At 63.1% G+C, this 12,378-nt stretch carries 9 protein-coding genes; 2 read left to right on the forward strand and 7 right to left on the reverse strand.

Annotated elements, in window-relative coordinates:
* The first annotated feature begins 4 nt into the window (after positions 1–4).
* Positions 5–1,783: an ABC transporter ATP-binding protein gene (locus DTJ15_RS06925; RefSeq protein WP_249109705.1), complete on the forward strand. Its 1,779-nt coding sequence runs from the start codon at positions 5–7 to the stop codon at positions 1,781–1,783.
* Here the strand turns inward: DTJ15_RS06925 and DTJ15_RS06930 are convergent.
* From DTJ15_RS06930 to DTJ15_RS06940, 3 genes are all read right to left on the reverse strand, one after another.
* The gene (locus DTJ15_RS06930; RefSeq protein ID WP_043557878.1) at positions 1,759–2,256 is read right to left on the reverse strand and encodes an RNA pyrophosphohydrolase; all 498 of its coding nucleotides are present in this window, start codon (positions 2,254–2,256) and stop codon (positions 1,759–1,761) included. The genes DTJ15_RS06925 and DTJ15_RS06930 overlap by 25 nt on opposite strands.
* Positions 2,257–2,260: 4 nt before the next feature.
* Positions 2,261–3,775 (reverse strand): S41 family peptidase, encoded by a 1,515-nt coding sequence (locus DTJ15_RS06935; protein ID WP_249109706.1) that lies wholly within the window; start codon positions 3,773–3,775, stop codon positions 2,261–2,263.
* Positions 3,776–3,914: 139 nt separating this feature from the next.
* Positions 3,915–5,219, reverse strand: a complete 1,305-nt coding sequence (locus DTJ15_RS06940; protein ID WP_192848455.1) for a murein hydrolase activator EnvC — start codon at positions 5,217–5,219, stop codon at positions 3,915–3,917.
* 203 nt (positions 5,220–5,422) lie between these two features.
* Here DTJ15_RS06940 and msrB point away from each other — a divergent pair, with 203 nt between their 5' ends.
* Entirely contained in the window at positions 5,423–5,830 is a 408-nt protein-coding gene (msrB, locus tag DTJ15_RS06945; RefSeq protein ID WP_043557880.1) for a peptide-methionine (R)-S-oxide reductase MsrB, read from the forward strand.
* A 73-nt stretch (positions 5,831–5,903) separates the two neighbouring features.
* Here msrB and DTJ15_RS06950 read toward each other — a convergent pair whose 3' ends face one another.
* From DTJ15_RS06950 to carA, 4 genes are all read right to left on the reverse strand, one after another.
* The gene (locus DTJ15_RS06950; protein ID WP_043557881.1) at positions 5,904–7,124 is read right to left on the reverse strand and encodes a threonine ammonia-lyase; all 1,221 of its coding nucleotides are present in this window, start codon (positions 7,122–7,124) and stop codon (positions 5,904–5,906) included.
* Positions 7,124–7,597, reverse strand: coding sequence for a transcription elongation factor GreA (gene greA / locus DTJ15_RS06955; RefSeq protein WP_043557883.1), 474 nt, complete (start codon positions 7,595–7,597; stop codon positions 7,124–7,126). The genes DTJ15_RS06950 and greA overlap by 1 nt, the downstream gene beginning before the upstream one ends.
* 139 nt (positions 7,598–7,736) lie before the next feature.
* Positions 7,737–10,991 (reverse strand): carbamoyl-phosphate synthase large subunit, encoded by a 3,255-nt coding sequence (gene carB, locus DTJ15_RS06960; RefSeq protein WP_081562870.1) that lies wholly within the window; start codon positions 10,989–10,991, stop codon positions 7,737–7,739.
* Between the two features lie 3 nt (positions 10,992–10,994).
* Complete coding sequence (gene carA, locus DTJ15_RS06965; RefSeq protein ID WP_043557887.1) at positions 10,995–12,374, reverse strand: glutamine-hydrolyzing carbamoyl-phosphate synthase small subunit; 1,380 nt, start codon at positions 12,372–12,374, stop codon at positions 10,995–10,997.
* Between the last annotated feature and the right edge of the window lie 4 nt (positions 12,375–12,378).

Consider the following 12,378-nt stretch of genomic DNA (forward strand, 5'->3'; position numbering starts at 1 on the left):
CTGCATGACACAGCAGACAGGCAGGCACCCTGCGGACAGGACAGCGTATGAGGCAACCTTCCCCCTGATGCGGAGGCTCTGGCGGGAGGACATTGCCCGGCACCGGCTCATGCTGTTGGCCGTGTTCGTGCTGACGGTCGTCATGGCCCTGCTGACGGCGGCCTATCCGCTTGTCATCAAGCGGGCGATCGACATGTTCACGGCACATGATCCCCGCATCCTGTATCAGATTCCCCTGCTGGTTGTGGTCGTGACGGGGGCCAAGGCTCTGGCCCAGTATGGGCAGAATGTCTGCGTGCAGGCACTGGTCCTTCAGGTCGTGCGGCGTCTTCAGGAACGCATGTTCACCCATGCCCTGAAGGCGGATGTGGCCCGGATTGAAAGAGAGGCTCCCGCCCGCTGGGCGGCCCGCTTCACCACGGATGCCCTCGCCATGAGGGAAGCCCTGACACGTTCGGTCAATGCGCTGGGGGACGTCATCACCATCATCGGGCTTGTCGCCTCCATGATCTGGACGGACTGGGAACTGAGCCTGATTGCGGTCGTGCTGTATCCTCTGGCCATCATTCCCGTGCAGAAGCTCGGGCGGCGGGTGCGCCGGGCCTCCGGCGGGATGCAGGAGCAGGTCGGGGAAGCCTCGGCCCTGCTGACGGAAAGCTTCTCCCTGTCCCGGCAGATACGCATCTACCGGATGGAGGAGCATGAGCATCACCGCATCGGTTCGGCTCTCGACAGGCTGCATGACATGTTCTTCCGTATTGCCAGCAACCGTGCCCGTCTGGACCCGATGCTGGAGGTCATCGGTGGTGTGGCGATCGCTTTCGTGCTGGGGTTTGCGGGCTGGCGTGCCGCCACGGGCGGGGCCACGTTGGGGGACTTCACGGCCTTCATTGCCGCCCTGTTTGCGGCCTCACGTCCTCTGCGTGCCCTGGGGTCGCTCAACACCTCCATGCAGGAAGGACTGGCCGGGCTGGGACGTATCTTTGCCGTGATTGATGAACCGGCCAGCGTGCAGGAACAGCCGGAGGCCCGGCCCCTGCCGGAAGGGCCGGGGCACCTTGTGTTCAGGGATGTATCCTATCGTTTTCAGGATGGGCATCATGCCCTGAAAAATATATCTCTGGATGTGAGGCCGGGGCAGAGCGTGGCTCTGGTCGGGCCGAGCGGGGCGGGGAAATCTACCATGCTGGCTCTGATCCCCCGTCTTTTTGACGTGACGGAAGGGACGATCACGCTGGAGGGGGTGGACATACGGTCCCTCACGCTGGCCAGCCTGCGGGATCATCTGGCCTATGTCAGTCAGGAAACGGCCCTGTTCGACATGAGCGTGCGGGAGAACATCCATCTTGGCCGTCCTTCTGCGACACGGGAGGAGGTGGAGGCACTCTGCCGGATGGCGGCACTGGATTTCGTGCATGATCTGCCGGAAGGGCTGGAAACCATCATCGGTCCCGGTGGGCAGAGGCTCTCGGGTGGGCAGAGACAGCGCATCATGCTGGCCCGTGCCCTGCTGCGTAACCCCCGCCTGCTGCTGCTGGATGAGGCCACGAGTGCGCTGGATTCAGAGAATGAAGCCCGTGTGCAGGAGGCTCTGGCCCAGCTTCGGCAGGGGCGGACGACGCTCATCGTGGCGCATCGGCTTTCCACCGTACAGAGTGCCGATCACATCGTGGTGCTGGATCAGGGCCAGATTGTCGAGACGGGCACCCATGCCCAGCTCATGGCCAGGGCCGGACTTTACGCCCGGCTGGTGAAGGCTCAGGCTCTGGACGCCGCCCGGTAGATGGCAAGAATGTCGGGCAGGAGCCGTTCGTAGACGTCCTTCTTGAAGCCCAGATTGTACCTGCCGCTCAGGACATCCTCCGGCGGCACCCAGCGCCATGTGGTGAACTCGATTTCCTCAAACGTGTCCAACCTGATGTCGCTGTCCTGGCCGGTGAAGCGGAAGAGGAACCACTGCTGTTTCTGCCCCCGATACTTCCCGTGCAGGGCCTTGCCGATAAGGTGGTCCGGCAGGTCGTAGAGAAACCAGCCATCCCGCTTACCGATCATGGTGGCGTTGTTTGTGCCAATCTCTTCTTTCATTTCCCGCCAGACGGCCTGTTCCGGCTCTTCGCCCTCATCAATGCCGCCCTGCGGAAACTGCCAGATGTCCCCCGGCAGGTCCGCACGGCGGGCCATGAAGATTTCGCCTTTTCCATTGAAGAGGACGATGCCGACATTGGGGCGGTAGGCCAGTGTTTCACGCAGGGACATGGGCTTATTTCTTCGTCTTTGCTGCACTGTCGTCCTTGGCCTCATCAGGGGCCGTGTCGTGGGACTGTGGCGGCAGTTGTGGATGGGCGAGCAGGGCGGCCTCATGGGCTGCATCAGCCCCGCCAGTCTGGGCATTGAGGAAATGCAGGGCCTGCTGGAGCTGGAAGTCCGTTTCCGGTTTCGTGGGGTCGAAGGCAGGCCATTTGGCAGGGGGCAGACGTTCCACGGTCTTGGCGAAAGCGGGCAGGTCCGTCCGTGGGGCCTCCTTGGGCAGTTTGCTATCCGTGTTGGTGATGGTGTGGGCGAGGTCGGCCTCATGGTATGTAAAGAGGCTGTCATCATCCCGGCTGGCCAGAACGGGCACATCCGGCGTGATGCCCAGCCCCTGGATGGACCGGCCCGACGGCGTGTAATAACGGGCGGTTGTCAGCCGGATGGCCCCCTGGTCGGCAATGGGGATGATCGTCTGGACGGACCCCTTGCCGAAGGTCCGGTCTCCCATGATGATGGCCCGGCGATGGTCCTTCAGCGCACCGGCCACGATCTCGCTGGCAGAGGCCGAGCCGGCGTTGGTCAGGACAATGATGGGCAGGCCGTGGGTGATGTCCTTGCCGACACCATCCCAATGCTGGTTGCCCTCGGGGTGGCGGCCACGGATGGAGACGATCTCTCCATCCTTGATGAAGTCACGGGCCACGGCGATGGCCTGGTCCAGCTTCCCGCCGGGGTCGGAGCGGAGGTCCAGCACGAGGCCGTTCAGTGTCTTGCCGGGCGTCTTGGCGACGGACTGGACCAGCTTGCCGTAAGCCTTGCGCATCTCCTTTTCCAGCGAATCATCAAATTCACTCAGGCGGATATAGCCCGTCTGCCCATAGAGGGCGGAACGGACGATCTGCACATGGATGATCTCCCGTGTCAGGGTCAGGTTCTGCTGCTTGCCAGTTTTTGGGCGCAGGATGGTCAGGGTGATCTGCGTTCCCGGCTTGCCCCGCATCTTGCGGACGGCCTGATCCAGCGTGAGGTTGGCGATGCTCTTGTTGTCCACCATGGTGATGACATCGCCGGACTGGATGCCCGCTTTGGCGGCCGGTGTGCCATCAATGGGGGAGACGACCCGTACATGCCCGGCATCGCCCTGCACCTGTAGCCCAAGCCCACCAAACTGGCCGGACATCTCATCCTGCATGTCCTTGAGCTGCTGGGCATCCATGAAGGAAGAGTGAGGGTCCAGATTGCTGATCATTCCGTCAATGGCATTGCGGATGAGCTTCTTGTTGGGAAGGGGAGAGACATATTCCGAATGGGCAATGTCCATCACCGTGCCCAGCAGTGTCAGCATACGGACGGTTTCAGCATTGTTGCTGTCGCTGCTGTTGGCCGGCGTGTTGCTGTCCTTGTGTGTGATCTCCTGCGCCCAGGCGGGGGGGACGAGTGACGGGCGACTGGCAAAAAAGGCACCAGAGGCAACACCCATGGCTGAACAGGCAAGACCCAGCATAAGGCCAGTGCGGAAGTTCATGGTCGGTCTATTCCTTAACATTTAGAAGACAGGCGGTTCGCTGCGATCAATATGAGAGGGCCCTGGCCCGGAGACATGATGGAGGCAGCTTACAGTGTTTTCGGCACGGGTGAAACTCCCGGCAGGACTCAGCATGGCCTCAGAAGAAATGGGCCGGATCCATGAGCTTTGTTCCCTGCCGCAGCTGTACGAAGAGGAGAGGGTCCCGGGTGGGCATCTGGCCGATCACGCCCCCCTGCTGGACGGACTGGCCGCTCTGTAGCTGGAGCGTGCCAAGACCGGCCAGAACAAGTCGCTGTTTCTGCCCGCAGTCCAGAATCACCATGGGGCCGAAGGAGCGGAAGGCCCCGCTGAAGAGCAGGCGGCCCGTGCAGGGGGCGGTCACAGGGGCGGAAGGAGCCGTCTGGTAGGTCAGCCCCGTGGCGGGGCCAGCCTCGGTAGGCTGTGCCCAGCGTGTGACGATGCGCCCCTGCACAGGGGCCCGTGCAGAGCCCCGCATCAGCCCTTTGCCGGGGTTGAAGCTGCGGTCCTGCTGCTCCACTTCCTGTTCCTTGTGGCGCTGGTGCAGCTTGTGGAACCGGGCCTTCTGGGCCCGCAGGCGGCGGCGTGTTTCAGCTTCCTGCCGGGCCAGGACGGTGATGATGGCTGTCAGGGCCTCCGTGCTCTGGCGGGCCTGTGTCAGTAGAGCCTGCTGCTTCAGCAGGGTCTGCTGGGCCTGTTCCGATTTTATGGCCGCCTGCTCGGCCCGGCTTTCTGCCTCGTTCTGGCTGGTCTGGAGGCGGGTTTCCTGTGCTGTGATGGTACGGCTCTGGTCTGTCAGCCGCATCTGCTCTCTCTGGAGATGGGTCTGCCGCTGGATGTTGTCTGCCATGGCGTCCCGGTTCTGCTGGTGGCGCAGGGCGAGAAGGGCAAAAGGAACTGCAGGGCTGATGGCTGGATTGTCTGGTGGCATAAGAAGGGCGAGTTCTGGCGTGGTGTTCATCTGCTGGAGGGCAGGAAGACGTGTGGCTTCATCCAGAAGAATGGTGTTTTCTTCGGCTTTCAGCTGGTCATTGCCCGTACTGAGCTGGTCCAGCTGAGCTGAAACCTTTGTGAGGTGACGTTCCACGAGCATGTGCTGCCGGGCCAGTCTGGCCTGCTTCTGGCGCAGGCGGGCCAGCTGACGGGCACTGAGATGCGCCTGGGCTTCAGCCTTGCGGGTTTCTTCTTCCTTCTGCTGGAGCAGCTGGGCTTTCTGGGCTAGAAGCTGCTGAAGATTCCGCCGTGCAGCCCGTGCCTTGCGGATGCCAGCCTCCGTGGTGGGAATGGGCGTGTTTGATCCCCACAGAGTACCGGCCTGGTCCGGGGCGGCATGGGCCTGATGCTGGTCGGCAAGGCAGGTCAGCAACAGGCAAGGCAGCAGCCAGCAGAGGGCGAGGGATGTGCTGGTGCGTTTCGGGAGCATGAGCCTGCCTGGGAATCCCTTTCCGGGTGGGATGGTATGGGGCTTGAAAAACACATCTGACAGCATGAGATCAGTCAGGCAGGAATGAGTGACAGGGACATGCGGGACAGATGTGATGATCGGTTTTCGTATGTCTTTTGTGGCGGAGAATGGGCTGTCTGTCCAGCCGGAGGGGCGGGATGGTGCCCCGGAGAGGAGTGGAGATGAAAGACCAGACATCTGAAAAAGCAGCCGTCTGTGGCTGTGGGCCGCTCAGTGAAGCGCAGAAGCATGTCCTGCATGGTCATGGAACCGAGCCGCCAGGTTCCAGCCCGCTGAATGGTGAGAAACGGCCCGGTCATTACGACTGTGCCGCCTGCGGGAAGAGGCTGTTCAGCTCGACGGCGAAATATGAGAGCGGATCAGGCTGGCCGTCTTTCTTCCGGGCTGTGCCCGGGGCGGTGGGCGAGCGTGAGGACCGCAGTCTCGGCATGGTGCGGGTGGAGATACATTGCGCAGGCTGTCACGGTCATCTGGGGCATGTCTTCCCTGATGGCCCCCCGCCCACGGGGCTGCGTTACTGCACCAATGGTCTGGCCCTTCATTTCGTCCCGGACGAAGAGGGAGCCTGAACGCAAAAAAGGGGGTGGCCCCGTCTCACACGGGCGGGACCACTCCCTTCTGCTTCAGAGGACGTTCCGGGGGTCAGTCCCGTTCGACGTGGTAATGGCGGGAGAGTTCCCGCTCGATTTCCAGGGCATGTTCCGTGTCACGGGCTTCGATCATCACCACCAGCTCTGCCGTCTGCACGGAAGGGGCGGCGAAGAGGCGGTGATGGGAGACCTCGATGATGTTGCCACCATAGCTGCCAATCTTCTCGGAGATGGCGGCCAGCAGGCCGGGGCGGTCGGGAATCTGGAAGATCAGCCGCAGGATGCGTCCTTCTCTCAGCAGGGAGCGGAGGATGACATGGGCAAGGATGCGGGCATTGATGTTGCCGCCGGAGATGGGAAAGCCCACCTTCTTGCCCCTGAAGAGGTCATGATTGGCCAGAATGGCGGCCAGTGGCGTGGCTCCGGCCCCTTCGCCCACCTGACGGGCCTTCTCGGCCAGCGTCGTGATGGCGCTTTCGACCTGGAGTTCGTTGACGACGAACACGCCATCAAGGTTCCTGCCAATGACATCCAGGCAGTGATGGCCCGGCTGGACGACGGCGATGCCCTCGGCAATGGTTGACCCGCCGGGAACGGAGCGGAGCGGTTCAGGATAGGCTCCCAGTGGGGAATAGCCTTCCACCTGCACGCCATAGAGCTTCGTCTTCGGGCTGAGTTCTTTCAGTACCGTGACGAAACCGGCCATGAGGCCACCTCCACCGATCGGCACCACGATGGCGTCCAGATCGGGCGCATCCTCAATCATTTCCAGAGCGCAGGTGCCCTGTCCGGCGATGACGGCAGGATCATTGAAGGGGTGGATGAGGGTCTGGCCTTCTTCCTGACGGATTTTTTCGGCCGTTTTCACGGCCTCGTCGAAATTCTCGCCCGCCAGAACGACTCTGGCTCCCCAGCTCTGGGTGGCGGCCACCTTGGTGGCGGGGGTGAAACGGGGCATGACGATGGTGGCTTCCACGCCCAGAAGGCTGGCCTGCCGCCCTACGCCCTGGGCATGGTTGCCTGCCGAGACGGTGATGACACCCCGTTTGCGTTCCTCGGGCGTGAGCAGGGCCATGCGGTTGGCCGCTCCACGCTCCTTGAAGGAGCCAATGGCCTGAAGATTTTCCAGTTTGATGATAATCTCTGCTTCCGTCAGCCGGGAAAGGGCCACATTGCTGATCGTGGGCGTACGGGCAATGGTGGCGGCAATGCGCTTCTGGGCGTCTTTGACGTCGTTGAAGGTCAGGCTGGTCTTGGAAGCAGAGTCCGGCATTATTTGTAGATCACTTTCAGAACTTCATAGGTACGGTCCCCGCCCGGTGCCGGGACGGAAACGCTGTCCCCAGCTTCCTTCCCGATGAGGGCTTTGGCAAGGGGGGAGGAGATGGAAATGCGGTGCTGCTTGATGTCAGCTTCGTGAGCGCCGACGATCTGGTAGGTGCTTTCCTTGTCGGTTTCCTCATCCACCAGCTCGACCGTGGCACCGAACTGGATGCGGCTGCCGGAGAGGGTCGTGGGGTCGATCACCTCGGCCGTGGAGATCAGGCTCTCCAGCTCCAGCACCCGCCCCTCGATGAAGGACTGACGCTCCCGGGCGGCGTGGTATTCCGCATTCTCGGAGAGGTCCCCGTGGGAGCGGGCTTCTGCAATGGCCCGGATGACGGCGGGGCGTTCCTCTGATTTGAGCTGGCGCAGCTCATCCTCAAGGCGTTTCAGTCCTTGGGCGGTCATGGGGCTTTTCTGCATGGAGGGAATCCTCGCACTGGTACAAAGAGATGAATGGCACACCGCCCCGCCCCCTTCCACATGGAGCGGAAAAGGGCGGGGCGGCATACGCTGTGGCGGACAGGATAACCAGCACGCCATGCGTGCTGCAAGCCTTCTCTTAGAAGGCGCCGTGGAAATAGGATTGCAGCGGCGCCACATCCGGCTCCTTCTGCTTCAGGACAGAGATGGCATAGGTTGCTGCCCGGGCACCGGCGATGGTCGTGTAATGGGGCACGTTCATCGTCAGGGCGGAGCGGCGGATGTCAAAGCTGTCCCGGGCGGACTGGCCACCCTGGGCGGTGTTGATGACCATCTGCACCTCGTTGGAGTGGATGGCATCCACACAGTGTGGGCGACCTTCCAGCACCTTGTTGACACGGGTGACCGGAATACCGGCTTCCTTGAGCCGGTCCGCCGTGCCACGGGTGGCAAGAATGGTGAAGCCCATCTCCACCAGCTTGCGGGCCAGTGGCTGCACATGGGCCTTGTCGCTCTCCCGGACGGAGAGGAAGACGGTGCCTGTCCGGGGGAGTTTCACGCCTGCGGCCAGCTGGGATTTGGCAAAGGCCATCTCGAAGTTGGCATCCAGCCCCATTACCTCACCAGTGGAGCGCATTTCCGGCCCGAGGATCGTATCAACGCCGGAGAAGCGGTTGAAGGGGAAGACCGCTTCCTTGACGGCCACATGTGGGGCGACGGACCGGCCTTCCAGCGGGAACTCGGACAGTCTGGCTCCGGCCATGATCCGGGCCCCGATCTTGGCGACCGGCACACCTGTGGCCTTGGCCACGAAAGGCACCGTGCGGGAGGCACGGGGATTGACCTCCAGAACGAACACCTCGTCATCCTTGATGGCGAACTGCACGTTCATCAGTCCACGGATGCCCAGCTCACGGGCCATGGCTTCGGTCTGGGCCTTCAGCTCCGTCACCAGAGCCGGGGAGAGCGTGTAGGGCGGCAGGGAGCAGGCAGAGTCGCCAGAGTGGATTCCGGCTTCCTCGATATGCTCCATCACCCCGGCGACATAGACATCATGACCATCGGCAATGCAGTCCACGTCGGCCTCGATGGCCTCATTCAGGTAGTGATCCAGCAGGACCGGCCCGGTGGAGACATCCTCACCGGCGGCACGCAGGACGGTGTTGAGGTAATGGGAAAGACCGGCCCTGTCATAGACGATCTCCATTGCACGGCCACCCAGCACGTAGGAGGGACGGGCCACGACCGGATAGCCGACTTCCTCGGCGATCTTCAGGGCCTCGTCGGGGGTGCGGGCGATGCCGTTGCGGGGCTGGCGCAGGCCCAGCTTGCGCAGCATGGCCTGGAAGCGTTCCCGGTCCTCGGCACGGTCGATGGCATCGGCCGGGGTGCCCAGCAGGGTGATGCCCGCTTCCTCCAGCGCACGGGAGAGCTTCAGCGGGGTCTGCCCACCATACTGCACGATGCAGCCCAGAACGGTGCCGTTCGTCATCTCCTTCTTCACGAGGCTGATGACGTCCTCGGCCGTCAGCGGCTCGAAATAGAGGCGGTCGGACGTGTCATAGTCCGTGGAGACGGTTTCCGGGTTGCAGTTGACCATGATCGTCTCGAAACCGGCCTCACGCAGGGCGTAGGCGGCATGGACGCAGCAGTAGTCGAACTCGATGCCCTGACCGATCCGGTTGGGGCCACCGCCGAGGATGACGATTTTCTGTTTGTCCGTCGGGCGGCTCTCACAGTCCGGGATGCCGAAGCCCCCTTCATAGGTGGAATACAGGTAAGGCGTGTCGGAGGAGAACTCGGCTGCACAGGTGTCGATCCGGCGATAGACGGGCAGCACGTCCAGCTTTGTGCGCAGGGCGACGACGTCCTTCACGCTTTTGCCGCTCAGGCGGGCAAGCTGCTGGTCGGAGAAGCCCTGGGCCTTGATCTGGCGCAGGCTGATGGCGTCATCCGGCAGGCCGTTCGCTTCGATCTCACGTTCCGTCGCAATGATGCCTTCCAGCTGGCGGAGGAACCACGGCTCGAAATGGCAGGCTTCCTGAATGTCCTCCAGTGAGAGACCGGCCCGGAAGGCCTGGGCGGCCATGAGGATGCGCTCCGGCCGTGGCTCGGAGAGGGCGGCACGGTAGGCATCCGGGGAGCCATCGCCGGGGGCTTCCACAGGGTCCAGACCTGTCAGGCCCGTCTCCATGGAGCGCAGGCCCTTCTGGAGGGATTCGGCGAAGCTGCGGCCCACGGCCATCGCCTCACCGACGGATTTCATGGAGGTGGAGAGCAGGGCCGGCGTGCTGGGGAATTTCTCGAAGGTGAAGCGGGGAATCTTCGTGACGACATAGTCGATTGTCGGCTCGAAGCTGGCCGGGATGGTGCCGGTGATGTCGTTCGTCAGCTCATCCAGAGTGTAGCCCACGGCCAGCTTGGCGGCGATCTTGGCGATCGGGAAGCCGGTAGCCTTGGAGGCCAGGGCGGAGGAGCGGGACACGCGGGGGTTCATCTCGATGACGACCATGCGGCCATCCTTCGGATTCACGCCGAACTGCACGTTGGAACCACCCGTCTCCACGCCGATGGCCCGCAGGCAGGCGATGGAGACATCACGCATCCGCTGGTATTCCTTGTCCGTCAGCGTCATGGCCGGGGCCACGGTGATGGAATCCCCGGTATGGACGCCCATCGGGTCGATGTTCTCGATGGAGCAGACGATGATGCAGTTGTCCGCCACGTCACGGACCACTTCCATCTCGTACTCTTTCCAGCCGATGACGGATTCTTCGATCAGCACCTCGGTGGTGGGGGAGGCATCCAGCCCGCTGGCCACGATCTGGGAGAATTCCTCCCGGTTATAGGCGATACCACCGCCGGAGCCGCCCATGGTGAAGGACGGACGGATGATGGCGGGCAGGCCGATATGCTCCAGGGCCGTGCGGGCCTCGTCCAGCGTGTGGGCGATGGCACTGCGGGGGCTTTCCACGCCGATGGCATCCATGGCCTCACGGAACTTCAGGCGGTCCTCGGCACGGTCGATCACGTCAGCCCGTGCGCCGATCAGCTCCACGCCGTGCCTGGTGAGGAAGCCGGACTTGTCCAGCGCCATGGCGGCATTCAGGGCCGTCTGGCCACCCATGGTCGGCAGGACGGCGTCGGGCTTCTCCTTGAGGATGATGCGCTCGACAAATTCCGGCGTGATGGGCTCGATGTAGGTGGCATCAGCCAGACCGGGGTCGGTCATGATGGTGGCCGGGTTGGAGTTCAGGAGGATGACACGGTAGCCTTCCTCCTTCAGGGCCTTGCAGGCCTGTGCGCCGGAATAGTCGAACTCGCAGGCCTGCCCGATGACGATGGGGCCAGCACCGATGATGAGGATGGAGCGGATGTCTGTGCGTTTGGGCATGGGTCAGGCTCCTGCCTTGCTGGTTGTGCGGGCTGCGGCGCGGCGGTCCATCACGGCGACAAACCGCTCGAAGAGGTAGAAACTGTCGGTCGGGCCGGGGCTGGCTTCCGGATGGTACTGGACGGAGAAGGCTTCCTTCACGGTGGAAGCCAGTCCTTCGTTCGAGCCGTCAAACAGGCTGACATGCGTCACCCTGACGGTATCGGGCAGGGACTTCTCATCCACGGCGAAGCCGTGATTCTGGCTGGTGATTTCCACCCGGCCCGTCGTGAGGTCCTTCACCGGCTGGTTGGCCCCACGGTGGCCACGGTCCAGCTTGTAGGTCGTGCCGCCCAGTGCCCGGGCCAGAAGCTGGTGGCCGAGGCAGATGCCGAAGACCGGAATGTCCGCCTCCATGACGGCCTGGATGGCCGGGACAGCATAGACGGCCGTGGCGGCGGGGTCGGCCGGACCGTTGGAGAGGAAGACGCCTTCCGGCTTCAGGGCGAGGATCTCCTCACCCGTGGCGGTGCCGGGGAGGACATGCACCTCACAGCCAGCAGCAACGAGGCTGCGGAGGATGTTGTCTTTTGCTCCGTAATCCAGAGCCACGACACGGCGTTTCACGGCCCGCTCGGGGCGGGTGTTGTGCCATGTGGTTTTCGTCCAGCTGCGGGCGGGCTGGGCAACCTCCTTCACGAGGTCCATCCCTTCCAGACCGGGCCATTCTGCAGCCTTCTGGCGCAGGGCGGCGAGGTCGAAGCGGCCATCTTTCGGGTAGAAAAGCAGGGCGTTCTGCGGCCCCTTGTCCCGCAGCAGGCGGGTGATGCCCCGTGTGTCCACACCGCTGATGCCGGCCCGCCCGTGGGCTTTCAGCCAGTCCTGCAGTGGCTGGATGGACCGCCAGCTGGCCGGGGCGGTGACATCTTCTTTCACCACGAGGCCGAGGGCCGCCATGGTGGGGGCCTCGTCATCATCCCCGTTGGTGCCGACATTGCCGATATGGGGGAAGGTGAAGGTGATGATCTGTCCGGCGAAGGAGGGGTCTGTCAGTGTTTCCTGATAGCCCGTCATGCCGGTGGAGAAGCAGAGCTCGCCTGCGGCACCGTCATTGAAAGCCCCGAAACCACGGCCCCAGAAATGGGAGCCATCCGCCAGCACGAGGACGGCCGTTGCGCCTCTGGGGGGCATGTCATCGGTAGGGTGGGTCATGGCGGATGTCTCCTCTGACGTCTCGTTCAGGTCGGCCAGGGTGATCCCCGGCACATGAAGCAGGGCAGGCCAGTGTTTTGTGGGTATCATACCAGCCTGCCGCCACTTGCGCACGGCCTCGGTGCTGACACCGGTAAGCTGGGCGATTTCAGCCGCACCGCCTGCTTTCTTGATGAGTGAATCGACGTTCATCTGT

It is taken from the genome of Parasaccharibacter sp. TMW 2.1891 (assembly GCF_023337675.1).
Lineage (GTDB): Bacteria > Pseudomonadota > Alphaproteobacteria > Acetobacterales > Acetobacteraceae > Bombella > Bombella apis.